Genomic DNA, 23,116 nt, shown 5'->3' on the forward strand with positions numbered 1-23,116 from the left:
AAATAGTGATGAATCCGAAAATCTTTTTCGTTGACTTATACCCCTGTAGGTATTATTGTATGAAATGTATCAACGAGGTATGACGCATGTCACATTAAAAAAAGGAGATGGACTTCATATGGAAAACGGTTATGAAGATCGCATCATTCATCGGATGAATCGGATTGAAGGACAGATCCACGGTATCGTTCGAATGATGAAAGAAGAGGCATCTTGTAAGGATGTCGTCACACAACTGAGTGCGACACGTAGTGCAATCGATCGTGTCATTGGTCTTGTCGTCAGTGAGAACTTGATTGACTGTGTTCGTCAGGATGATGCGACGGAAAATCATGAACAAGCCGTTGCAGAGGCTGTTCAACTCTTAATGAAAAGTAGATAAAATTTTTTACGAATTAATATACCCATTAGGGTAAAAACTTGGAGGAATTACGTTCATGTCAGATACGAAAAAAACAACCATCGTTTTATTTAGTGGAGAGTACGACAAAGTCATGGCAGCTTATATCATTGCCAACGGTGCAGCCGCATACGATCACGAGGTCACGATTTTTCATACCTTCTGGGGTTTGAATGCGATGCGTAAAGATGAACCAATCCAGCCGGATAAGACATTCCTTGAGAAGATGTTCGGTAAGTTCATGCCACGTGGTGCCGATAAGATGCCACTCTCGAAAATGAACTTCGGTGGTGCCGGTCAAAAAATGATTAAAAACGTCATGAAGAAACACAATGCGATGCCACTTCCGGACTTGATTGAATTAGCAAAAGAGCAGGACGTCAAACTCGTCGCCTGTACGATGACGATGGATCTGCTCGGCTTAAAACAGGAAGAATTGCACGATGGCATTGAGTACGCAGGAGTTGCCGCCTACCTCGCCGATGCGGAGAACGGAAACGTCAATCTATTCATCTAATGATCTGAAGGAGGAATGACGCATGGATGTACTATCGATTATCTTGTTGCTCGTCGTCGGCTATCTCGCTTATAAGATGTTCGCCCCAACAAAAGGCGTCAAGCAAGTATCGACAACGGAACTGAAGCCGTTGTTAAACGACCGCAAGCGATTTTATCTCGATGTTCGGACACCAGCAGAATTCAAGGGCAATCACATCAAAGGATTTAAGAACATTCCATTACAAACGTTAAACAGTCAACTGAATCAAATCCCGAAAGACAAAGAAGTACTCGTCATTTGTCAAAGCGGGATGCGAAGCAAACAAGCCATCAAAGTATTAAAAAAAGCCGGTTATACGGATGTCACGGAAGTCCGTGGCGGAATGAATGCCTGGCGCTGAATTAAATGAAGAGGAGGAAATGAATATGAAACGCATGACAGCAACAGAAGTACAGGAAAAAATCGAACGTGGTGAACAACTGAACGTCATTGATGTTCGAGAAGTCGATGAAGTCAAAGAAGGAATGATTCCGGGAGCGATCCACATTCCACTCGGACTGATCGAATTCAAGATGAACGAACTCGACAAGAAAAAAGAGTATGTCATGGTATGCCGTTCTGGTGCGCGCAGTGGTCGCGCAACGACATATCTCGAAGGACAAGGATATGACGTAACGAACATGGATGGCGGCATGATGTCGTACGAAGGCGAAACAAAATAAATAATACCCCACACTGTAAAGGAGCGAATTGTATGACTATGATTAAATCAGATATCGTATTGGACGCCAAGGGTCTCGCTTGTCCGATGCCGATCGTTCGGACGAAAAAAACGATCAAGACGTTAGAACCGGGACAAGTCATCGAAGTCCAGGCGACGGATAAAGGATCAACTGCAGATCTTCGTGCCTGGGCAAACAGCACCGGCAATCATTATTTAGGCACGATCGAAGAAGGCGAAGTACTCCGTCATTACGTTCGGAAATCAACAGGTGATGTCACGGAACCAGCAGCATTCGCTCAAACCGTCGACAACGCAACAGTCGAAGCAGCACGCCAAGACGACTCGATCACGGTGCTTGATGTTCGTGAACAAGCAGAATATGCCTTCGCCCATGTACCGGGAGCCATCAATATTCCGTTAGGCGAACTGGAGACACGCCATGCAGAACTGGATTCAAATCAGACGATTTATGTCATCTGCCGAACAGGTAGCCGAAGTGACATGGCATGCCGACAGCTCAGTGACAAGGGGTATACGGTGCACAATGTCGTACCGGGTATGCAGGAATGGGCGTCTGAGACGACGACACTCGTTTCAGCGAAATAATACACCAGCGTAAAGTAGAGGAGGAACGAGTAGATATGGCACAAGCAATGACAGCCGCACAAGTTACGAAAAAAATCATTGGACGCGAGTCTCTGTTCATCTTAGATGTTCGGAATGAGGATGCGTTTCAAGATTGGAAAATCGAAGGAGAGAACTTCAAGTACCTCAACATTCCGTATTTTGAATTGTTGGATGGTGTCGAGGAAATTCTCGATCAGCTTCCGACGGATCAGGATGTACTCGTCGTTTGCGCAAAAGAAGGTTCATCGATTTTTGTCGCCGATATGTTGGAAGAAGCAGGACGAGACGTATCGTATCTGTCAGGCGGCATGAAAGCATGGAGTGAACATCTAGAACCGATTTCACTCGGAACGCTGAACGAAACAGGAACTGATCAAGGTGAAGTCGTTCAGTTCGTTCGAATCGGTAAAGGGTGTCTCTCATATATGGTTATCTCGGAAGGAGAGGCCGTGCTCATCGATGCGACACGAATGACGGATGTGTATTTGGATTATGCCGCATCACGCAATGTCACGATTAAGCATGTGTTTGATACACATCTTCATGCGGATCATATTTCTGGAGGACGCGACATCGCCGAAAAAACAGGCGCGACATACTGGTTGCCGCCAAAAGATGCGACGGATGTCACATTCGATTATGCACCACTTGAAGACGGTAGTACGGTTCAAGTGGGGGATACAGCGATTGAAGTACGCGCTCTTTATTCCCCGGGACATACGATTGGATCGACTTCATTCATCGTCGATCAGCGTTATTTATTAACGGGTGATATCCTGTTCATCGATTCGATTGGTCGTCCGGATTTAGCCGGTCTCGCGGAAGACTGGGTCGGCGACTTACGTGATTCGCTCTACAACACGTATCGTGATCTTTCACCGGAATTAATCGTCTTACCAGCACATTTCATGATCATTGAAGAATTGAACGCGGATGGTAGTGTAGCGGAGAAATTAAGCATCTTGCTTGCGAACAACCATGGTCTCAACATTGATGATGAAGCAACATTCCGGAAAATGGTCACAGAGAACCTGCCACCACAACCGAACGCGTACCAAGACATCCGTGAAACGAACATGGGGAAACAGACACCCGATCTTGAGACACAACGGGAAATGGAAGTCGGACCGAACCGCTGTGCGGTGCGCTAAACCGATTCATAACAAACATTAAATCATTCAGGAGGAATACAATATGAAATCAGAACTCGTACTCGACGCAAAAGGACTTGCTTGTCCGATGCCAATCGTGAAAACAAAAAAAGCCATCGCGGGACTCGAATCAGGTCAAATCCTTGAAGTCCATGCAACGGATAAAGGGGCAAAAAACGATCTTCAGGCTTGGGCGACATCGGGTGGTCATGAACTCGTCAAACATGAAGAAGAAGCAAGCGTCCTAAAATTCTGGATTCAAAAAGGTTAATTTCGAAAAGAGAGCTGATTGACGGCTCTCTTTTTTTAAGGAGTGATAAACGATGGAATTAGGTTTTATCGTGACGATTTTCTTAATCGGATTCGTCGGATCCTACATTTCAGGAATGTTAGGGATTGGCGGATCAATCATTAAATATCCGATGTTACTGTATATCCCGCCCCTACTCGGTTTTGCGGCATTTTCCGCTCATGAAGTCGCGGGGATCAGTGCGATTCAAGTCTTTTTTGCAACGATTGGTGGCGTCTGGGCTTACCGAAAAGGCGGTTATTTGAATAAATCATTGATCGTCTACATGGGGGGATCGATTTTAATCGGTAGCTTCATCGGTGCGTATGGTTCAAATATCCTGGCTGAAGACACGATCAACATCGTCTATGGTGTTCTCGCGTTAACGGCAGCGGTCATGATGTTCGTTCCGAAAAAAGGGATCGACGACATTCCGCTTGATCAGGTTCAGTTCAACAAAACGATTGCGGCAGTATCGGCATTCATCGTGGGTGTCGGAGCCGGAATCGTTGGGGCAGCAGGTGCCTTTTTACTCGTCCCGATTATGCTCGTCCTCTTGAAAATCCCGACACGGATGACGATTGCTTCATCGCTTGCGATTACGTTCATTTCGTCGATCGGCGCAACGGTCGGTAAAATCACAACAGGGCAAGTCGACTGGGGTCCTGCGGCAATCATGGTCGTTGCCAGTGTAATTGCAGCACCGCTTGGCGCAATCGCCGGGAAGAAGATGAACACGAAGATTCTCCAAGTCATTCTTGCTGTTCTGATTTTAGCGACAGCGGTGAAGATTTGGATCGACATCTTGTAAACAAAAGAACGCTCTACTTGTACGATGTTTCTTTATGAAACAATGTACAAGTAGAGCGTTTTCTTATTGTGCAGCTTGATCAATCACGTGTCGTAACGTGTGTTCGACTTCTTCTGCGACCGTCTTTAGTGCTGTTTCGTCTGCTAAGTCCATCAGAGCAGTCGGCTTTGGCATACCGATTTTCGTTTGGCCATCTTCTGTATAGACAACGATTTTACAAGGGAGAAAATAACCAGCTCGTAAATCGTGAGATACGACGCGATGCGCTTCTTTTGGTTGGCATACTTCGAGAATATGGTAGTTTTCAGCAAAAGAAAGTTCTTTTTCTTCGAATTTTTTCGCTAAATCAAATTCCCATAGGACACCGAACGATGCTTCTGATAGAGCTTGCTTCAATTGAGTCATGACGTGATCCAGATTGTGATGCGATGTAACAGTATAATCAAACATAAATACCCCTCCTGGTGTTTTTAGGTTATAGAGTGTATTCCCTGATCGTGCTTCTTTAATCCAGATGATGTAATGTGCTCCGTTTGAGCACATGCTACGACAAGAGAGAGTAAGCGCGGTACAGTTAAATAAAAGAACATCCAATCGACGTCACGTGACGTAAGCTAAATAAAGGAGGCGAAGGGAGATGAAGAAACGAATGTGGACAGTTTTATCCGTCATCGGTCTCATCGTCATCATGGTCGGGGGATACTTCGTGTTCCAGCAACAGCAGGCAAAGTCAAGTGGTAGTAAGGAATTGAGTTATCAAGCAGAAGAGACGGCGATTTTAGCCGGCGGATGCTTCTGGTGTATGGAGCCACCATTTGAGGAGTTAAAAGGAGTCAAATCGGTCATTTCCGGTTACACGGGCGGTGATGTTGAAAATCCAACATACAACCAAGTATCAGCAGAGACGACAGGGCATCGGGAAGCCGTGTTGATCACGTTTGATCCGAATGTCATCTCATACAAGCAACTGCTAGATGTCTACTGGCGTCAGATTGACCCAACGGACGCAGATGGGCAATTCGTCGATCGTGGTGAGTCCTATACGACAGCGATTTTCTATACGAATGAAAAACAAAAAGAAATCGCGGCACAATCGAAACAGGATTTAGAGAAACAACAAGTCTTCGATGATAAAGTCGTCACACCATTGATTGCAGCAGGTCCTTTTTATGAAGCGGAAGCATACCATCAAGACTACTATTTGAAGAGTGAGAAAAAGTATAAGTTTTATCGAGCCGCTTCTGGACGCGATGACTTCATCAATCGTTACTGGAATGATCAACCAAAGCTTGATCTTCCAACGTATCCAAAGTTGTCTGATGCAGAAATCAAAAAGAAATTAACCGCAATCCAGTATAAAGTGACACAAGAAGATGGAACAGAACCAGCGTTTGATAATCCGTATCATGATTTAAAGGCAGACGGGATCTACGTCGATTTGATTTCTGGTGAAGCACTGTTTTCATCAAACGATAAATATGACTCAAAGACAGGCTGGCCAAGTTTCACGAAACCACTCGAGCCAGGTAATATCATTGAGAAAAGTGACTTCTCGATCGGGATGAAACGGATGGAAGTTCGGAGCCGACATGGAAATGCGCATCTCGGACACGTCTTCTCAGATGGTCCGGAACCGACTGGACTTCGATATTGTATGAACTCGGCTGCTTTACGCTTCATTCCAAAAGAGGAATTGAAACAAGAAGGATACAGCGAATATGTAGCAGATTTTAAATAATCATTAAAAGGCATTCAATGCGCTTGAGCATTGGGTGCCTTTTCTTTCAAAATTGTAAGATACATCCATAAAATAAATATCCATTTTATCCATATCCTGTTTATAATCAAGATAAAGTACATCTATCTTGAAGGAGGAACATCTGTGAAGAAACTGATGATTTGGGTCATGCTGAGCTGTCTCATTTTGACGCTCGGAGTAGGACCTACGACAGCAAAGGCAGAAACAGCCCTTGCTAAAGCAACGCTCTTGCAAGCAGGTCAAGAGACGACGCTTGAAACAGGAACGGAAGAAAAAAATACATATTGGTACCGCGTTAACCATGAAGCGGGTGTCGAGAAGACTGCGTCTCACTTCGAGTTATCGATTGATACGGATCAACCTGTTCAAGTAACAGCTTATCCGAGCGAAGCGATGGCTGCGGAAGACAACACGTTTGATCGTTACCGGACAGAAGCGGAGCCAAATGAAAAAACACCGACAAAACTAGCCGTTCCATACGCATGGGATGGACCGTATTATGTCAAAGTCGAATATTACCCGAACATCGAAGAAGGTAAGACGACAAAAGCAGCGCACGCTAAACTGACGTATAACAACGTCAAATTGCCAGTTGAGTATGAACCAATCAATGATATCAGCTGTATGGCAGAAGAAGCGCTCAAACAAACAAAAGAAGAAAAACCGATGCTTGCACTCATGCACTCGATTCAAAAACAAGTATTGAGCCAATCGGATGCAGGGCGTGCTTTGACGTCACTGTACTACAAAGCGTCACCTTATGTCGTCAAAACACTTTTATTTAACAAAGATAAGCGTCAACAAGCGTACGAAGATTTGAAAACATTGAAGCCAGCGATGGAGTCACTCGTACGTGGAACGTCATACACGTTGACGAAAGCCGACCAACAAGCTGTCGATCGTCTTTACAAATTATCACGTGAAGCGTCACCTACTGTGATCGCTGAAGAGATTGATGGATATGCAAACAAAATGGAAATCTCAAAATTGAGTGGTAGTTCGTTAAGCGAAACCTTCCAGTCGATGGGGATGAGTATCCAATCAAAAGAAGCGACACGTTACATCGTCAAATTAAAACCAGGTAAGATGAACCGTTCGATGAAGATTGCAGGTGTTCAAGCAACGGACGTGGAACGCTTATCTCTTGGAAAAGCGGGAGACTTCGTCATCGTAACGGAAGATCCAACTGTTAAAGGACAATCAGCAGCAGCATTAAAACAATCACTCAATCGTTCGTCAGCTGTCGAGTATGTTGAAAAGATTCAGACGTACCGTGCGACGAGTGATATCAACTTCGATTACCAGTGGGCCGTCAATAAAAAGACTGCTTTTGAGCAATTTGATAACGTTGGAATCGGCTTTGAAGCATTCCAACAACGGTTTGGAACGAAGAAGTTAGCGCCAGTTAAGATTGCAGTCATCGATACAGGTGTCGATTATCGTTTGAAGGACTTACAAGGGAAAGTTGATATCGCGAATGAAAAGAACTACGTTTCCGTCAACGGTGACGGAGATGCAATTGATGACAACGGTCACGGAACACACGTGGCAGGCGTCATCGCAGCAACGATGAACAATGATTATGGTATCCAAGGAATTCATCAATCGGCACAAATCTTGCCGGTTAAAGTCTTAAATTCGAGTGGCGAAGGGGAAACAGACGCCATTGCACTCGGGATTAAATATGCTGTTGATCAAGGTGCAAAAGTCATCAACATGAGTCTTGGTGGCGGTGAGAGCCGGACGATGGCGTATATGATGAAATATGCAGCGGATCACGGTGTTACGGTCGTTGCCGCTTCAGGAAACGACTACGACATGATGGTCGGTTACCCAGCGAACTCGGAATATGCGATTTCTGTTGGAGCGACGAATCCCCTCGGAATGGTCGCTGATTATTCGAACTATGGTGTTGGACTTGACGTCGTAGCACCAGGATCAAAAGTAGCTAGCTTGATTCCAGACGGTAACACGGTTTACATGGATGGAACAAGTATGGCTTCGCCACACGTTGCGGCAGTAGCGGGTATCTTGAAATCACTGAACCCGAAACTGACACCTTCGCAAATCGAACAGATTTTACGTAAGAGTGCAGAACCGCTTGCGTTTGAAAATCCGAATGACTGGTATGAATTCGAAGATGAGGACGAAGATGGCGAGAAAATCGAGCCTGATTTCCCAGCTTACGTCAGCCCAGTCGCTGGATACGGGAAAGTCAGTATTCCACGTGCGATCTCCCAGTTGAACTTGAACGGGAACGTCAATGACGTCTACGATAACCAACTAGTTGTTTCTGGGACAGTCAAGACAGGGACGAAAGTTGAAGTTTGGGCAGCGATCGTAACAAAAGATAAGAATGGTAAAGAAACAACAACGAATAAAAAGCTAGCTACAACAACGGCGCAAGCAGGAAAATATAGCGTCAAGATTCCGCGTCAAAACCAAAAAACAGTTCTGACGGTTCGCTATGCGAACGGACTAGATGTCACATCGGAACGGACAGAAGTTCTTGCCGGAAAAGCGCCGAAGGCACCAACAGTGAAACCGGTTCTTGCCGGTGCGACGAAAATGACAGGTACAGCTCTTGCGGGTGGTACGATTACGGTCAAAGATGCCAAACAAAAGAAAATTGCAACAGCGAAAGTCGATGCAAAAGGTACGTTCAGCGTGAAGTTACCTAAACAAGTTGGTGGTTCAAGCTTGATTGTTACGGTAACAGATATTGCAAAACGCACAAGTAAACCGACTGTTGTAAAAGTGTTACCGGCACCAACTGCACCAAAAGTAAAATCGGTCTATGCGGGTCAAACGAAAGTAACGGGTACAGCTGAAAAGAAATTGAGTGTCTATGTAAAAGATGCGAAGAAAAAAGTCATTGGAAAAGGAACGGTTTCTTCTAAAGGAAACTATTCCGTAAAAATTCCGAAGCAAAAAGCAAAAGCGAAACTATCTGTCTATGTAAAGAACACACGCGGACAAATGAGTCCCGTGACTTCTGTGACAGTAAAGAAAGCAAAAAAGTAAGGGGTACGAAGACCTTTTTTCGGGTACATTCCGAGAAAAGGTCTTTTTTTATACTTCCTGACTGTTGCTTCAGTATTGTTTCCATTATATTTAAAGAAACAAATGAAAAAGCATCATTCAACGAATGATGAGGAGGATACATTCATGATAAATTGGATTCGGCGACGAATCGGTCGGCAATTGCTGACGGTCTTTTATGCGGTACTGATCGTAGTATCGATTACTTCGTTCTTCGTCTATGACTACATGGAAGGACGAATTGAAACATCTAAAGAGAATCTTGAAACGATCAGTGAACAAAATCGCCGAGCCAACGATTTATGGGACAATTGGCAAACGGTTCAGTTTGGCTTGCGGGGGTTCGTCATTTTCGGTAATCAGGAACGATTTGATGAAATTCAGGCGCTTCGAACAGATATTAAAAGTGAAACGGATTGGTTCCTGCGAAATGCCGAGACGGATGAAGAAGAAGAATTTGCAGCGCAAATGACAAATTTATATGAATTGTACTATGATGCCTTATTCCCGTTGACTCAGTCTTACGTTAACGAAAAAAAGGCGAATCGCATCAACGAGGATTTTTTACAAGGTGATAGTCTGTTTTCTTTACCAATTGCCGAGCGTCTTGTCGATCAAGGGCGATTAAAGCCGACCGCAGATGGGTCAATCGATATTACACCAGATATTGAAAAAGCATCGGCTGCACTTGATGAATATCGAACGAATCTCAGTCAACAACAAGAAACGGCTGTAGGAGAATTACGAAATGAGGTCGCAAAATCACAATGGATTTGGATCTCAAGTATCGTTGTGCTCGTTGCATTCATTCTCTTATTCGTTCACCCGTTCCTTCGTCGAATGACGCGACAATTGTTACGACTAGTAGACGATAATCAAAAACTTGCTCGTAAAGAATCAATTGAAATCGATAAGACGGCAGAACAACGCCCAGACGAAATTGGATTACTGCGTGCTTCCTTTAATCGGATGGTCGTGACGACGAATGCCCATACGGATGCGATGCAAGGAAAAAGCGAAGAATTACAGGCGCAAAGTGAAGAGTTACTTGCGCAACAAGAAGAGTTGCAAGCGCAACAAGAGGAGCTCGAAGAAGCGTATCAAACGACGAAAAAGAATGAGGAAAAGTTGCGATTACGTAGTGAACTAACAGAGGCACTTGCCGTTCGCGAAACTGTCGAATCGTATCCAGCAATCGTTCAAAAGATGATTGATATCACATCCTCAGAATATGGAGCCCTGTTGCTTTATGAAGAAGGGCAGTTCATCGGTGCAACAACAAACGGCATGACGATGGACTATTTAAAAGTTCTCCTGAAAGATGAGATGTCCGTCATCAATCGATCTGTTCGTGAGATGGAATTCGTTCAATCGGAGAAGCGCGTTACACGCGAAAAAGATCATCCGTATTCATTTAGTACGTATGAAGTGACGATTCCGGTTCAAGATCCAGAAACGCATGAGTTGATTGCAGCTATCTACCTCGTTCGTTATAAATCAGCATACAAAGGACAACAGCTGACAGATATTCGAGAATTCGCGCAACAGATGACCCTTTCACTCTTACGGACACGGTCTTATGAAGGGATGCGTCAGGAAAAAGAAAAGACAGAGCAAGTGTTGGATTCGATTCGAGAAGCAATCATCTATCTCGAGGATGGAAATGGCGAGTTATACGTCAACCGACCGTTGTTTGAATTGATTCCAGAACTTCAATCGGAATTTACAGTAGATCGTACGTTACCGTCGAGTGAGTATGTCATCGATGTGATGCGCCAGTTGGTGGATGATGTTGAGGCTTTTAATACGTATCTCGATTTGATTCGTTCCGGTGAGATTTCACCGGACAAGGTTCGATTTGACGTTCGAAACAATACTGCTCATCTCGAAGTATATGCGGAACGTATTGATGTCGTCGGAGGATGGAAGGGAATCATTCTCGTTTTACGGGATATTACCCGGGAAACGGAAGCGGATCGTTTGAAGACAGAACTCGTCTCGACCGTATCGCATGAGTTACGAACACCACTCTCATCGATTTATGGTTTTACGGAATTGATGTTGAATCGAAAGATTGATGACTCGAAACAACAGAAATACTTGGCAACGATTCATAATGAAACAGAGCGTCTTTCGAATCTTGTTACCGATTTCCTTGATGTTCAGCGCATGCAATCGGGTGGACAGTTGTATCAGATGGCGCATCTCGATTTATTTAGCTTAACCGAACAGGTGATGTCCTTGTATGATGCCTCAAGTGAACAACACGATCTTCACTTGCAGTTACTCAGTCCGGATCGCCCGTTGATTTTAGGTGACGAGGACCGGATTAAGCAGTTGATGAGTAATTTAATCAACAATGCGATCAAATATTCTCCTGATGGTGGGCGCGTGGATGTTTGGATCGATACGAAAGATGATCAAGCCATCATTGAAGTGAAGGATGAAGGGATTGGGATTCCGCACCATGCGTTCGCACACCTATTCGATAAATTCTATCGTGTCGATAATTCGGATACACGTCGAATCGGCGGGACTGGACTCGGTTTATCGATCTGTAAGGAAATCGTCAAAGAACATGAAGGCGTCATTCATGTTGAATCTGAAGTCGGCAAAGGCAGTCGGTTTATCATTGTACTACCGCTTAGTCTAACCGAATCAATCGAGCCGAAGGAAGAGAATCGACGTTCCAGTTAAAGACAACATGATACGTTATGATTAAACCGTGTTCAGACCGTTAGGTGTGAGCACGGTTTTTATGTTGAACTCAAAATGATCAAACGTATAAAAAAGATAGTAATAAAATAAAAAAAGAGTGAATAAACAGCAAGCATGAACCGATATACCTGTAGGACAAACGAACTATGGTTAAAAAAGGAAAGGGGGGATCGTCATGTATCAGAAATGGTTGGGAGTTGTCATTAGCTGGCTTCTCATTCATATCGGCTGGGTGACGTATGTTGGAACGGATACGGTGCTAGGACAAACCGTAAATAGTCTGTTCACGATCGGTGGTGTATCGATCTCCCTCTATTTAATTTGGCAGGCACAGCGACGTCATACAAGACGCCCTTTTACTCATCGTTTATTTCTGCTCTTGTTGTTCGGTAATGCAATGCTTGGTATCGGCGAATGTGGACAGCTCCTTTATTTCATCCAAGGACGAACACGAACGGAACCGTTTGACTGGATTGATTTGATCTTTAGTCTTCAAATTTTGATCTATATCATCGCGTTTGGTTATTTTCTGCGTAATCGACGACAAGAAGTTAATTTACGCGTATTTCTATTTGATGAGTTCATTATTTTAGTCGTTGCCGGTTCGCTCTCTTGGCATTACTTGGTCACACCGTATTTAGAAGCGAATGCGTTGCTGACGATCGAAACACTCTTGTGGTTACGTTATCCGATTGGCGACTTATTATTACTTGGTGGAATGATCGTCTTATTCTTTGGTTTGATGAAGCGAGGAAATGGCAGTTCGTTATTATTGATTTTACTCGCGTTTCATTTTCAGCTACTCGCTGATCTTTTATATGTCGTACTGGAACGATTTGATTATCCGATTCCCTTGAGCTCACTTGATCCGTTGTGGCTAGCGACCGTCATGATTGTTGGACTTGCCACGTATCGCTTTGAAGCTGAGGATTCCCCAGTGACGCTTGACGTCACCCGGAGATGGATCGATGTCTTGCGTCTAGTTACGCCTTATTTGTTCTTATTGATTTTATTCGTCACGATGGCACGTCAAACGATCAGTTGGAACGGTTTGACGATTGGTCTGATGATTGCCATCCCGTTATTGATTTCTCGTCAAATCCGGATCGTCGTTGATAATCAACGGTTACGCGAGAATCTCGAGGCGAAGGTAGAGGAGCGTACGGAAGCATTAGCATCTGCAATGGAAGAGATGCGACACATGGCGTACCATGATGCTTTAACTGGATTACCGAATCGCTATTTATTTGCGCGACTGTTTCAAGATGCCTTGTACCGAGCAGAAGCAAGTGAAGGACAGGTCGGATTATTCTTCATTGATATCGATCACTTCAAAGAGATTAACGATACGTACGGGCATCGCGTCGGGGATCAACTCATCATCGATGTCACGACACGCTTACAAAAGAAACTGCCACCGAATACAGTCATTTCAAGACAAGGTGGGGATGAGTTCGTCGTCTTACTGTTTGACGTTGAACAAGAAGTGGAAATAGTGAAGTGTGGAAAACATCTTGTCTCTTTGTTCGAGCAGCCGTTTCATCATGGCATCATCCCCCTTCCTGTAACGGCAAGTATCGGTGGGGCGATCTATCCTACGCATGCATCGTCTCGATCGGACTTGATCGAGCAGGCGGATCTTGCAATGTATGAGGCAAAACGTCGTGGGAAAAATCAATTTCATTTACACGATGTATCGACAACGCCAATCTGAATGAAAGCATATCTAAAACAGACGCTCGTATGCTGAACCAAAGTGGATCAGCATACGAGCGTCTTTCTCATGACATCATTTCTTTTGGGTGCGTGTTAGAAAGGTTTCAATGACATCTGGGTTCGTCACGGCTTGATTACACGCATCACTATCGATGCACATATGGTGACCAATCGTCTGATGTTGTTCAGCTGAACGGCGTGTCGTTGCAGTCACGAGTGTAATATCACTATACGTGTGACAAATCGCGCAAATTCCTTTTTGAATCGACGGTAGATAGGTGCTTTCGACACCAATCCATTCTCCATCTAAAGGATAGACGAAGTACTTTTTTCGATTTCCGGTATCGTTCCAGCTTAAAAATGTCGTCTGTGCCCATTCGAAGGAATGAAGTGGTGGGATATGCAATTTTTTTGTTTTTTTAAAGAGTTGTCGGATGCGTGATTCAGAAATGTTTGGAAACGGTTGGACAAACGGTTCGACGTGCGTTAAATAGGCGAGAAGATCCTGTTCGGATTCAGCGTCACGAATGTTCGTCAACAAGGCTTCTTGTTCCGGTGTAAGTACGGGCAATAGATCAAATATCTTTTCAGCGGCACTGTACCGGACCGCATCACGGACATCTGGGTCATGAACGACAGCGAATTGATGTTGTAGCAAGTCAACTTGATTCCGAATGAAGTTGTATTGATAAGGCAATAAAAATGCGTCCATGCTCGCTCCTCCTTTTCTTTTCATCGTACCGGAATTTGGCAACAGAACAAAGCGACAATTTTTGTTTTTCTGACTCCTGCAACGGGAATTGAATAACAGAATGAACGAGGAGGTGAAGGAGGCGTGCAATTTTTAACGTTTTTACGCCTCATGAATATAGGAGCATTCCTCTTTGCATTACTAGCACGCGTCGTTTGGTCAAATCCGATCACCATTCCTGCGTTACCTCTTGTTCCAGCACCTTTTTATGATGCGATTACAGGTGTCGTGTTTACGACGTTGTTAATTTGGTGTATTCGACCGGTTCGTGCCTTCCCAGCAGATCGAGAACTGATTGAAGATATCGGGGGATGGCTTGCATTATCGCTCGTGACACTTGGCGTCAGTAGTATGACTGGACCACCTTGGGAACTCGTCTGGACGACGATTTCATTCATCAGTCTTTGTTTAGTCTATATGAAGATTCAGTATCATCCTCGGCGCTCTCCTTGGATGCGCTCCCCATTTTCAGTATTACTTGCCTGGATGAGTACGATGCTGTTGATTTTACCGTTTCGGATCTTATCGGACTTTCAGTTCACTTCACTGTTCAGTCTTTCCGAACACCAATGGAGTACGGTTGCACTCATCGTAGCGATTATCGGAGGACTATTGTTTGTCGTCATTCATTCCGATTGGGTATTCGGTCTCGCACTCGTATGGTATTTGATTGGATTGTTCTTTAACGATCGCCTCTTTCTTCTGCAACAAATCGTAACAGGGATTGGAATCGTATGTGTTTTACTCTTGTGCTATTACGTCTTCTATAAACGGCAACGTCTTTTTCGACAGCAATCGCCCAAGTCTTCTTCATCCTAGTCATGTTTTAGACGAATTTGGGGTATATCCCTTATAGCTGTTATAAAAGGGGGAGACGTGTGTCATGGGAAAAAAACAATGGATTGGTGTCTATCAAAATGAGACGGATTTGATTCGAAAAATTGAGGATCTACATTTTGCGGGTTATCTAGAAGAGGATTTGTATGTCGTGTTGCAAGACAAAACCGATATGGCGATGTTACGCGGACAATCAGCGGCTCAACTCGTCTCCGGAAAACGAACGTTGTTTGAACGATTTACTGGAAAACCTGCTTCTGCTGAAGAAATCGAAACAGCGTTTACGGAACTGGGGTTACCAGAGTCGGATATTCGTCAACATGTGTTACGTGTCCAACAAGGTGAGTACGTCCTATTAGCGGATGAAGCAGGGGCGTCGCGTCCTGCACCAGAGCCGAAGAGTATTTTGGAGACAGAACCAGAAGGGATCGAGGCAGAACGAAAACTCGACCACGAAAACCGTGCCCTTGAAAATGAAAATGACCGGATGCTGTGAGTGGATTGTGTAGAAAGGGTGATTTCGGATGGAGAGCCAATATCATACGATTTTAGTCGCAGTCGACGGATCAAAGACAGCAGACTTAGCTTTTGAAAAAGCTGTCAAATTCTCAAAACTTGATCATGCCAAGCTCGTCATCGTTCATGTTATCGATATTCAAACGTTCGCCAATGTTCGTGCCAACAAACGTTTCATTGATCAAAATGTCACTGAATATGCGCAAGATTTGCTCGATCGATATGAAAAACGGGCACGAGAAGCAGGAGTAGAGACAGTCGAACTCGTCATTGAAAATGGCTCTCCGAAAACATTGATTCCAAAGGTTATCGCACCACGCGTCGGCGCAGGGTTGATCGTCTGTGGAGCGGTCGGAATGAATGCGATGGAACGCATCATGATTGGGAGTGTTTCTGAAAACATCTCTCGTTATGCGAAATGTGACATTTATATCGTTCGTCCGAAAACCTTGAAGTGACATGAAACAGCACACATCGATTGATGTGTGCTGTTTCATGTCATGTCAAAAAGTAATAGAAGAGTCCTAATAAAATCAGAATGATCGGGAGAAAAATGAAATACATCCAAGACATGTTTTTTGCTGAAGTTTTATGGTCGTACCGTTCTTCTGTGGGTTGCTTGGCAATCCGTAACGTAAAGATGAGTCCGACAAGACAGATGACTAACGCAATCCAAAACAAAGTCAACATAAGCATGCTCCTCTCTTCCTTTATCATACAGAAACTGGTCATGTTCTGCATCGTAAGTTGTGACAGTTTAGAGTTGACAGCCTTCTAGTTGAGGGGCTAAACTAATGTCATAAGTTTAGGGGGTAAACTAAAAATGAAAGACAATCTACGTGAAGCAGTCCTCCTGTTTGAAGAAGTCATGATCCACGGAACAGAACGCGTGTTGAAGTCGGTTGAAGCACCCGTTTGGCAAATGTATTCACCGGAACAACTGCATGTGTTGAAGCTTGTCGGCAAATACGGACCGATTTCCTCCGGTCGTCTAGCGGCAGTACAGGGCGTTCACAAAAGTGCGATCTCTAATCGTTTGAAGAAGTTAACCGAAAAAGGACTAGTTATCGTCGAACGACGAGAAGACGACCACCGGACGAAGTATATTTCACTGACGGAGTCAGGTCGACTAGTTGCGACAGAAGCAGAGCAGGAAATTTATACGTATCTCGAAAACTTGATTGAAGGAAAGGTCGAGGAAGAAGAAATCATCCAGTTCATCGAAACCTTTAAGAAAATCAAAGAAATTCTGCAGTTGAACGACTAAAGACAGATAGAAGGAAGAGGAGAATCAGACATGCGACAAATCGTTAAATGGCGGTGGGCAATTCTTGCGCTATTACTCATCGTCACAGTAGGACTACTGTTCACGGCACCAAACTTAGCTAAGCAAGCAGAAGAAGCAGGGGCGATTCAGCTTGCGAATGATGCGGACTCGCAGCGGGCAGCTGATATTTTAGAAAAAGCGGGAGCGAGCGAAGAAACGATTTCTCTCGTCATTCCGCTCAAAGACAAAGTCAGTGATGCCGATCGAACATCGATCGGACAAATCGTCAAGGATTTAGAAGCACTCGATCGACCGGTTACGGATGTACTCGATCCGTTTGAAAACAAAGAGACGGAAGGACAACTCGTCTCAAAAGACAAAAAAACGGTCCTTGTGCCAATCACGGTCGATGGTTCGCAGGAAGAGATCGTCAAACTGGCAAAACAAATCCGGACGGATCTCTTACCGAAGGATCAAACGATTTATTTAACGGGTGAAGCGTTAATCAATGATGACGTCAATACGAGCTCGCAAGAAGGGCTGAAGCGGACAGAGCTCATTACGGTCGGTTTGATTTTCGGACTTCTGTTACTCGTATTCCGTTCAGTCGTCACACCGTTTGTCCCACTTGTTGCGGTTGGTTTTACGTACCTAATCAGTCAATCACTCGTCGCCTTTTTCGTCGATTGGTTCGGCTTCCCGGTATCGAACTATACGCAAATCTTCCTCGTCGCGATTTTGTTCGGGATTGGGACGGACTATTGTATCTTGCTACTGAGCCGTTATAAGGAAGAGTTGACGGCAGGACACGATGTTGAGACGGCGATCGTCAACACGTATAAAACAGCAGGACGGACGCTACTGATCAGTGGACTCGCTGTTCTTGTCGGTTTCTCGGCAATCGGCTTTGCAGATTTCCCAATCTTCAAATCATCGGTCGCTGTTGCGGTTGGAATTGCCGTACTTTTACTCGTCTTGTTCACACTCGTTCCATTCTTCATGGCGACACTCAAAGAAAAGTTATTCTGGCCGTCGAAGAAAGCAGCGAGTCACCAAGATAGTAAACTGTGGGCGCATTATGGCGGGTTATCAATCCGTCGTCCGTTACTTGCGATGATCATTGTTGCAGTTGTCACGGTACCAACACTCTTTACGTATGATGATGATCTATCATTCAATACAGTTGATGAGATTGGTGCGAAGTATGAGACAGTCAAAGGACTCAATGCAATCTCTGATGGTTTTGGTGCAGGTGAGTCGTTACCGGTCAATGTCATCCTTAAGAGTGACAAAGATTTGATTACGGAAAAAACAGTTCCTTATGCAGAACAATTAAGTCGTGAACTCGTGAAAGTGGATGGTGTCAAATCGGTTCGTTCGATTTCTCGTCCGACTGGCGAAGTCATCAATGACTTTTATGTCGATCGTCAACTAAAACAAGTTGCTGACGGTATGAAAGAAGCAACAGCGGGTCTGACAGACGTTCAGTCTGGTTTGACGACCGTTGAAGATAATCTCAACGGGATCACAGGACAGTTACCAGCAGGAGATGCTGCCTCGGCGGGCGCTAGCCAATTGCAACAAGCAGCGGACGGACTCGGGCAAATCAACCAACAGTTGACGCTCGTCGGTCAAGGGTTACAGTCGACACAAAACATCCCACAAACAGTCGGGACGTTAAATGCCTTATCTGGTCAATTGAGCCAAGTCCAAGCTGGCATCAGTCAAGCAGCGAGCGGAATTGCGTCTCAAGGAGCACAAGCAGGTCAACTTGGAAGTGGGTTGACACAACTTGCGGATGGAGTCGGTCAAGCGAATGAAGGACTGACAAAAATCGAAAGTGGTCTTGAAGAGATTTCGGATCTTCTGACTGAAATGGGACAAGCGACATCGATTCGTGGAACTGGTGTGTTCGTTCCAAAAGATACGCTGTCAGATAAAGCCTTTAAGCCAGCGATTGATCGTTACGCCATCGATCAACAGACAGGATTAAAATTCGAAGTCATCCTCGAAGATGATCCGTATTCACCGGAAGCGATTCAAACCGTCGCTGCAATTAAAGAGACGACAGCGAATACAATTAAAGGTACACCGTTTGCAGATAGTACAGTCGCGTATGGCGGTATCTCAAGCGTTAACAGCGACTTGAATGATACGTCGAAAGCCGATTTCAAACGAACGGTGACTGTCATGTTAATCAGTCTCTTCGTGATTTTAGCGATTATGTTCCGTTCGTTGATCATGCCATTGTTCATGATCGGTTCGTTATTGCTGACGTACTACACGTCGATGTCGATTGCTGAGTTGATCTTCGTCAACGGACTCGGATATGACGGAATTAGTTGGGCTGTTCCGTTCTTCGGATTCGTCATGTTGATCGCCCTTGGTATCGACTACTCGATCTTCTTACTCGACCGATTCCGGGAAGAGACGATCAACGGGCTCGATACGAAAGAAGCGATGTTCCTGTCGATGAAAAAGATGGGGTCTGTCATCATTACGGCAGCGATCATTCTTGCAGGAACGTTTGGGGCGATGATGCCATCTGGTGTCTTGAGTCTCGTTCAAATCGCAACAATCGTCATTACAGGTCTACTCCTGTATGGTTTGATTGTCTTACCACTCTTGATTCCAGCGATCACGGTATCGTTTGGTAAAGGAGTCTGGTGGCCGTTTCGACCAAAGACTAAAAAATAAGAACTAACCACACCGGGTTCGTCTTCTAGATGAACTCGGTTTTTTCGTGACGTATACTAAGAGCAGACGATAAGGAGGGAGATTATGCAATACTTCAAACAACTGACTTCACGAATTTGGTATCAGACACCGGTTAGCGAAACGGACCGCCCGATCCTCGCCGTCGTGCGTGGGGAGAATCATCAATTGATGATTGATGCGGGGAACTCGTCAGCCCATGCCGCGTTGTTCTTAGAAGAAATGAAAAAGCGGGATCTCGGAACGCCTGACTTATTAACCCTGACCCACTGGCACTGGGATCATAATTTTGGGATGAAACATCTCGGTCTTCTAGCGATAGCAACACAACAAACGATTAAGCGCATGAAAGAGATGCAACCATACGCCTGGACGGATGAAGCGTTACAAGAACGGATGGATCAAGGAATCGAGATTCCTTTTTGTGCGGACGCGATTAAGCTAGAATTCGGGGCAACGCGCGACATCAAAGTCGTCTTACCAACGATTGGTTTTACAGGACAACTGGAGCTCGATTTAGGTGGAGTGCACTGCCATTTGATTGAAGTCGAAAATGATCATTCTCCGGGAAGTCTACTCGTCTATATTCCGGAAGAACGCGTCGTGTTCTTAGGCGACGCGATGTATGCCGACATCTTCTCACCGAAGTGGAATTATACGGTAGAACGGACGGCGCGTTTACTAGCGGTACTTGATCGTTTAGATGTCGATCATTATGTTTGGTCGCACGGAGAAGCGATGCCGAAGTCGGAATTTGAAGAAGAGGTCCAGATGTTACGTCGAGCAATTCGGGTAACAGAAGTGACCGGAGGACGACTGAAAGACATGCGGACATTGTATGCGGAAGAAACGGGACGTCCCATAACAGAAGATGAAACCGAAACATTGATCTATTTTGCAAATGGAATGAAATGACAGGTTGTAACAAGGGATTGGAGACTTGATGTCGAAAAAGAGAAAGACTACGGGCTTGTTAAAGGGAGCGGTACTGCATGACAAAGCAAAGATTTGAACGCGATGAAACCGTCGATCGTGTCTTTTTCGGGAAAGCTGGCATCTTTTCATTTTTGATCATCGTCGGAGGCATCCTGTATCTACTATATGACTTGTACCTACAATGACCGGAACGCATGCGTTCCGGTTTTTTTGAATTCAGGGGAGTGCATAAAAACCAGATATTGGGTAATAACTTGCGTGAGGCTGTGAGAGAAAGTGAGAGGAGATGTCGGATGAAACGAATTCAAATTGCGGATTTTGATCGACGCATGCCATCGATTGAATTGGTCGAGCAGGATGATCATTACGAAGCGATGCTTGTTCCAAGCTATGATCATACGTATCCGTCGACACAAATCCGGACGATCCGCTTAGCGGATATCTCCGTCAATCTGATTGTGACACCGCAAGAAACACTGCTCGTTTCTGCGCTTTTCCATAAACCGGTTCAAGTGACGGATATCGTTTCCTGGATGCAACTGTACACGATTAGTTTTGCTCAGTCGGATGAGACTGGTTACTTCGTTGAACAAGCAGACGAAATTTTAGAAGTCGTCTTGTATCAGAAACATCCGATTGTTATCGCAACACGTGGTCAGGATCGATTGTATTACGATACGACGGGAGCAATCGAAGTCCGGCGAGCGATGAATGAAGCAGTCGGAGAGCGTCCATTACTGTATTTGAATGGAGAAGCTTGGTATGGTGTCCCACGTTTAACGTTTAATCGGACGAAGGATGAATTACACGTCAACGGCACATTTCTTTATGCGGATTACATGGATACGCATCACGGGAAAATCGGCTTTTTCCGTAATCATGATCCGTCTTTACCGATCGTGTTACTTGTTGGACAGGCAATCGTTGAGATCGAACTGACAGAAAATCCGGATGGTTCACGTGTCTTGATTTTGGAACAACCGTATGATGAATCATGAAAGTGCACAAAAACCGTTCAGCAGATGAACGGTTTTTGTGTGAGACCGTGAAATCCCTTACAAAATATGCGAAGATAGTAAAGAGACAGACCAAAGGGGTTGAGGGGGACATGGCGAAAGAAACACCGCGTAATTCTAAATGGATGCGTTCATATAATCGAGCGCTCGTCTTGCGATTGATTCGGATGCATCAACCGATTTCGCGGGTCGAGTTAGCACAACGGACGAACTTGACGAAGCCGACCGTATCAAATATCGTCAGTGAATTGATTGCAGAACAACTCGTGACTGAACGAGAGCTTGGGGTATCGAACGGGGGACGCAAACCCATCATGCTCGAACTCGTCGCAACAGAACAATATGTCATCGGGATTGACGCAACAAGTCACCAGTTCATTGGTGTCGTTGCGGACCTGAGTGGAAACACGATTTATGAGTCAGAAGCCGTGGGACGCTTTGAGACGAATGAAGAATTGATTGAAGCGATTGGTCGCTTATGCGAGACATTGATTGCACAGACACAAGGGCGCGGAACGATTCACGGAATCGGCATCTCCGTCCACGGGATGGTCAATCCGGAAACAGGTGTTATTCTTTTTGCTCCACGTTTCCATCTGCATGACGTTGAGTTGAAGGTACATCTCGAAGCACGTTTTGATTATCCGGTCTTCATCGAAAACGATGTCCGGGCACTCGCGTCATTTGAGTTATTGTTCGGAGAGGGTGTCGGAGTCGAACAGTTTTTCTACCTTTATGCGGGAGAAGGTATCGGGGGAGCCTATGTGCTTGATGGGCAACTGGTCGATGGACAACATCATATTACGGGGGAAGTTGGACATATGCGACTGGATCTTGATGGTCCGATTTGTTCGTGTGGAAATCGGGGATGTCTCGAGGCATTAGCCGGAGAGAAATCTTTATTACGAGATTATGCTGTCGTTGATCCTCAAGTCATGACGCTTGCCGATTTGCGCAAGCGATTGAACGAGCGTCATGAACAGGCCGTTCGTGCGTATGAACGAGCGGGGGAATACATCGGAATCGGTGTCTTGAACACGATTCATCTCCTCAATCCGCGTCGGATATTGCTTGGAGGACCGATGTTCGAACTCGCACCAAATATCGTCGATCAAATCAAGGAACGGGTCGAGCACACGGCGTTGACCGCTGCTTCACGTGAAACCGATGTCAAGATGGTTCCGTGGAGTGAAAAACAAGGAGCACTCAGTGCAGCAGCTCTTGCGACGAACAGTTTATTTCAAACGATTTAATGAGCCGATTCTATGTCTTGCGAACCAGCAGGAGATAGAATCGGTTTTGTTATTCAAAAATAATTTAATGAAACCGTTTACAAGATAAA

24 protein-coding genes are annotated in these 23,116 nt (G+C 44.9%); 21 read left to right on the forward strand and 3 right to left on the reverse strand.

Features of this window, described 5'->3' with window-relative positions; genetic code table 11:
- Positions 1-118: 118 nt before the first annotated feature.
- Genes K6T22_RS02040 through K6T22_RS02075 form a run of 8 tightly spaced genes read left to right on the forward strand, consistent with a single transcriptional unit; the run spans position 119 to position 4,501 of the window.
- Positions 119-382 (forward strand): metal-sensitive transcriptional regulator, encoded by a 264-nt coding sequence (locus K6T22_RS02040; protein ID WP_023466936.1) that lies wholly within the window; start codon positions 119-121, stop codon positions 380-382.
- Between the two features lie 55 nt (positions 383-437).
- Positions 438-917: a DsrE/DsrF/DrsH-like family protein gene (locus tag K6T22_RS02045; protein WP_023466937.1), complete on the forward strand. Its 480-nt coding sequence runs from the start codon at positions 438-440 to the stop codon at positions 915-917.
- 22 nt (positions 918-939) lie between these two features.
- Entirely contained in the window at positions 940-1,299 is a 360-nt protein-coding gene (locus K6T22_RS02050) for a rhodanese-like domain-containing protein (protein WP_238238647.1), read from the forward strand.
- Positions 1,300-1,324: 25 nt separating this feature from the next.
- Entirely contained in the window at positions 1,325-1,621 is a 297-nt protein-coding gene (locus tag K6T22_RS02055) for a rhodanese-like domain-containing protein (protein WP_023466941.1), read from the forward strand.
- Between the two features lie 32 nt (positions 1,622-1,653).
- Positions 1,654-2,229 (forward strand): sulfurtransferase TusA family protein, encoded by a 576-nt coding sequence (locus K6T22_RS02060; protein WP_214858751.1) that lies wholly within the window; start codon positions 1,654-1,656, stop codon positions 2,227-2,229.
- A gap of 35 nt (positions 2,230-2,264) precedes the next feature.
- Entirely contained in the window at positions 2,265-3,401 is a 1,137-nt protein-coding gene (locus K6T22_RS02065; protein ID WP_047391633.1) for an MBL fold metallo-hydrolase, read from the forward strand.
- 43 nt (positions 3,402-3,444) lie between these two features.
- Entirely contained in the window at positions 3,445-3,672 is a 228-nt protein-coding gene (locus K6T22_RS02070) for a sulfurtransferase TusA family protein (protein WP_029343316.1), read from the forward strand.
- A 52-nt stretch (positions 3,673-3,724) separates the two neighbouring features.
- Positions 3,725-4,501, forward strand: coding sequence for a sulfite exporter TauE/SafE family protein (locus tag K6T22_RS02075; protein ID WP_238238648.1), 777 nt, complete (start codon positions 3,725-3,727; stop codon positions 4,499-4,501).
- A gap of 63 nt (positions 4,502-4,564) precedes the next feature.
- Here K6T22_RS02075 and K6T22_RS02080 read toward each other — a convergent pair whose 3' ends face one another.
- Positions 4,565-4,951 carry a DUF302 domain-containing protein gene (locus K6T22_RS02080; RefSeq protein WP_238238649.1) on the reverse strand — a complete coding sequence of 129 codons (387 nt, stop codon included), beginning with the start codon at positions 4,949-4,951 and terminating at the stop codon, positions 4,565-4,567.
- Positions 4,952-5,138: 187 nt separating this feature from the next.
- On the opposite strand from K6T22_RS02080, the gene msrB reads away from it, so the two are divergent.
- From msrB to K6T22_RS02100, 4 genes are all read left to right on the forward strand, one after another.
- Positions 5,139-6,239, forward strand: coding sequence for a peptide-methionine (R)-S-oxide reductase MsrB (msrB, locus tag K6T22_RS02085; protein WP_238238650.1), 1,101 nt, complete (start codon positions 5,139-5,141; stop codon positions 6,237-6,239).
- A gap of 144 nt (positions 6,240-6,383) precedes the next feature.
- Complete coding sequence (locus tag K6T22_RS02090) at positions 6,384-9,284, forward strand: S8 family peptidase (RefSeq protein WP_238238651.1); 2,901 nt, start codon at positions 6,384-6,386, stop codon at positions 9,282-9,284.
- 144 nt (positions 9,285-9,428) lie between these two features.
- A complete protein-coding gene (locus tag K6T22_RS02095; RefSeq protein ID WP_238238652.1) occupies positions 9,429-11,999 on the forward strand; it encodes a HAMP domain-containing sensor histidine kinase in 2,571 nt (856 codons plus the stop codon).
- 196 nt (positions 12,000-12,195) lie between these two features.
- Positions 12,196-13,734: a GGDEF domain-containing protein gene (locus tag K6T22_RS02100; RefSeq protein ID WP_238238653.1), complete on the forward strand. Its 1,539-nt coding sequence runs from the start codon at positions 12,196-12,198 to the stop codon at positions 13,732-13,734.
- A 75-nt stretch (positions 13,735-13,809) separates the two neighbouring features.
- Here K6T22_RS02100 and K6T22_RS02105 read toward each other — a convergent pair whose 3' ends face one another.
- Positions 13,810-14,448, reverse strand: coding sequence for a FusB/FusC family EF-G-binding protein (locus K6T22_RS02105; protein WP_238238654.1), 639 nt, complete (start codon positions 14,446-14,448; stop codon positions 13,810-13,812).
- Positions 14,449-14,571: 123 nt separating this feature from the next.
- On the opposite strand from K6T22_RS02105, the gene K6T22_RS02110 reads away from it, so the two are divergent.
- The 3 genes from K6T22_RS02110 (at position 14,572) to K6T22_RS02120 (ending at position 16,298) form a co-directional block, all read left to right on the forward strand.
- Complete coding sequence (locus K6T22_RS02110; protein ID WP_238238655.1) at positions 14,572-15,306, forward strand: hypothetical protein; 735 nt, start codon at positions 14,572-14,574, stop codon at positions 15,304-15,306.
- 64 nt (positions 15,307-15,370) lie between these two features.
- A complete protein-coding gene (locus K6T22_RS02115; protein ID WP_238238657.1) occupies positions 15,371-15,820 on the forward strand; it encodes a general stress protein in 450 nt (149 codons plus the stop codon).
- Positions 15,821-15,848: 28 nt separating this feature from the next.
- The gene (locus tag K6T22_RS02120; protein ID WP_238238658.1) at positions 15,849-16,298 is read left to right on the forward strand and encodes a universal stress protein; all 450 of its coding nucleotides are present in this window, start codon (positions 15,849-15,851) and stop codon (positions 16,296-16,298) included.
- Between the two features lie 40 nt (positions 16,299-16,338).
- Here the strand turns inward: K6T22_RS02120 and K6T22_RS02125 are convergent, their stop codons facing one another.
- Positions 16,339-16,536 (reverse strand): hypothetical protein, encoded by a 198-nt coding sequence (locus tag K6T22_RS02125; protein WP_238238660.1) that lies wholly within the window; start codon positions 16,534-16,536, stop codon positions 16,339-16,341.
- A gap of 127 nt (positions 16,537-16,663) precedes the next feature.
- Here K6T22_RS02125 and K6T22_RS02130 point away from each other — a divergent pair, with 127 nt between their 5' ends.
- The 6 genes from K6T22_RS02130 (at position 16,664) to K6T22_RS02150 (ending at position 23,027) form a co-directional block, all read left to right on the forward strand.
- Positions 16,664-17,107, forward strand: coding sequence for a MarR family transcriptional regulator (locus tag K6T22_RS02130; RefSeq protein WP_029343331.1), 444 nt, complete (start codon positions 16,664-16,666; stop codon positions 17,105-17,107).
- A 30-nt stretch (positions 17,108-17,137) separates the two neighbouring features.
- The gene (locus K6T22_RS02135) at positions 17,138-19,804 is read left to right on the forward strand and encodes an MMPL family transporter (RefSeq protein ID WP_238238662.1); all 2,667 of its coding nucleotides are present in this window, start codon (positions 17,138-17,140) and stop codon (positions 19,802-19,804) included.
- An 84-nt stretch (positions 19,805-19,888) separates the two neighbouring features.
- Positions 19,889-20,737: an MBL fold metallo-hydrolase gene (locus K6T22_RS02140; RefSeq protein ID WP_238238664.1), complete on the forward strand. Its 849-nt coding sequence runs from the start codon at positions 19,889-19,891 to the stop codon at positions 20,735-20,737.
- A gap of 77 nt (positions 20,738-20,814) precedes the next feature.
- Entirely contained in the window at positions 20,815-20,943 is a 129-nt protein-coding gene (locus tag K6T22_RS17290) for a hypothetical protein (RefSeq protein WP_268026775.1), read from the forward strand.
- 108 nt (positions 20,944-21,051) lie between these two features.
- Complete coding sequence (locus tag K6T22_RS02145) at positions 21,052-21,756, forward strand: hypothetical protein (RefSeq protein WP_238238666.1); 705 nt, start codon at positions 21,052-21,054, stop codon at positions 21,754-21,756.
- A 110-nt stretch (positions 21,757-21,866) separates the two neighbouring features.
- A complete protein-coding gene (locus K6T22_RS02150; RefSeq protein ID WP_238238668.1) occupies positions 21,867-23,027 on the forward strand; it encodes an ROK family transcriptional regulator in 1,161 nt (386 codons plus the stop codon).
- The last annotated feature ends 89 nt before the right edge of the window (positions 23,028-23,116 follow it).

Source organism: Exiguobacterium acetylicum (assembly GCF_022170825.1).
Taxonomy (GTDB): Bacteria; Bacillota; Bacilli; order Exiguobacteriales; family Exiguobacteriaceae; genus Exiguobacterium_A; species Exiguobacterium_A acetylicum_B.

What these genes read in the sequence shown, in the direction of transcription:
- K6T22_RS02040 (WP_023466936.1), top strand. Translation starts at nt 119, where the DNA reads ATGGAAAACGGTTATGAAGATCGCATCATTCATCGGATGAATCGGATT.
- K6T22_RS02095 (WP_238238652.1), top strand. Translation starts at nt 9,429, where the DNA reads ATGATAAATTGGATTCGGCGACGAATCGGTCGGCAATTGCTGACGGTC.
- K6T22_RS02055 (WP_023466941.1), top strand. Translation starts at nt 1,325, where the DNA reads ATGAAACGCATGACAGCAACAGAAGTACAGGAAAAAATCGAACGTGGT.
- K6T22_RS02065 (WP_047391633.1), top strand. Translation starts at nt 2,265, where the DNA reads ATGGCACAAGCAATGACAGCCGCACAAGTTACGAAAAAAATCATTGGA.
- K6T22_RS02075 (WP_238238648.1), top strand. Translation starts at nt 3,725, where the DNA reads ATGGAATTAGGTTTTATCGTGACGATTTTCTTAATCGGATTCGTCGGA.
- msrB (WP_238238650.1), top strand. Translation starts at nt 5,139, where the DNA reads ATGAAGAAACGAATGTGGACAGTTTTATCCGTCATCGGTCTCATCGTC.
- K6T22_RS02135 (WP_238238662.1), top strand. Translation starts at nt 17,138, where the DNA reads ATGCGACAAATCGTTAAATGGCGGTGGGCAATTCTTGCGCTATTACTC.
- K6T22_RS02115 (WP_238238657.1), top strand. Translation starts at nt 15,371, where the DNA reads ATGGGAAAAAAACAATGGATTGGTGTCTATCAAAATGAGACGGATTTG.
- K6T22_RS02070 (WP_029343316.1), top strand. Translation starts at nt 3,445, where the DNA reads ATGAAATCAGAACTCGTACTCGACGCAAAAGGACTTGCTTGTCCGATG.
- K6T22_RS02145 (WP_238238666.1), top strand. Translation starts at nt 21,052, where the DNA reads ATGAAACGAATTCAAATTGCGGATTTTGATCGACGCATGCCATCGATT.
- K6T22_RS17290 (WP_268026775.1), top strand. Translation starts at nt 20,815, where the DNA reads ATGACAAAGCAAAGATTTGAACGCGATGAAACCGTCGATCGTGTCTTT.
- K6T22_RS02080 (WP_238238649.1), bottom strand. Translation starts at nt 4,951, where the DNA reads ATGTTTGATTATACTGTTACATCGCATCACAATCTGGATCACGTCATG.
- K6T22_RS02060 (WP_214858751.1), top strand. Translation starts at nt 1,654, where the DNA reads ATGACTATGATTAAATCAGATATCGTATTGGACGCCAAGGGTCTCGCT.
- K6T22_RS02140 (WP_238238664.1), top strand. Translation starts at nt 19,889, where the DNA reads ATGCAATACTTCAAACAACTGACTTCACGAATTTGGTATCAGACACCG.
- K6T22_RS02100 (WP_238238653.1), top strand. Translation starts at nt 12,196, where the DNA reads ATGTATCAGAAATGGTTGGGAGTTGTCATTAGCTGGCTTCTCATTCAT.
- K6T22_RS02045 (WP_023466937.1), top strand. Translation starts at nt 438, where the DNA reads ATGTCAGATACGAAAAAAACAACCATCGTTTTATTTAGTGGAGAGTAC.
- K6T22_RS02130 (WP_029343331.1), top strand. Translation starts at nt 16,664, where the DNA reads ATGAAAGACAATCTACGTGAAGCAGTCCTCCTGTTTGAAGAAGTCATG.
- K6T22_RS02105 (WP_238238654.1), bottom strand. Translation starts at nt 14,448, where the DNA reads ATGGACGCATTTTTATTGCCTTATCAATACAACTTCATTCGGAATCAA.
- K6T22_RS02150 (WP_238238668.1), top strand. Translation starts at nt 21,867, where the DNA reads ATGGCGAAAGAAACACCGCGTAATTCTAAATGGATGCGTTCATATAAT.
- K6T22_RS02050 (WP_238238647.1), top strand. Translation starts at nt 940, where the DNA reads ATGGATGTACTATCGATTATCTTGTTGCTCGTCGTCGGCTATCTCGCT.
- K6T22_RS02125 (WP_238238660.1), bottom strand. Translation starts at nt 16,536, where the DNA reads ATGCTTATGTTGACTTTGTTTTGGATTGCGTTAGTCATCTGTCTTGTC.
- K6T22_RS02120 (WP_238238658.1), top strand. Translation starts at nt 15,849, where the DNA reads ATGGAGAGCCAATATCATACGATTTTAGTCGCAGTCGACGGATCAAAG.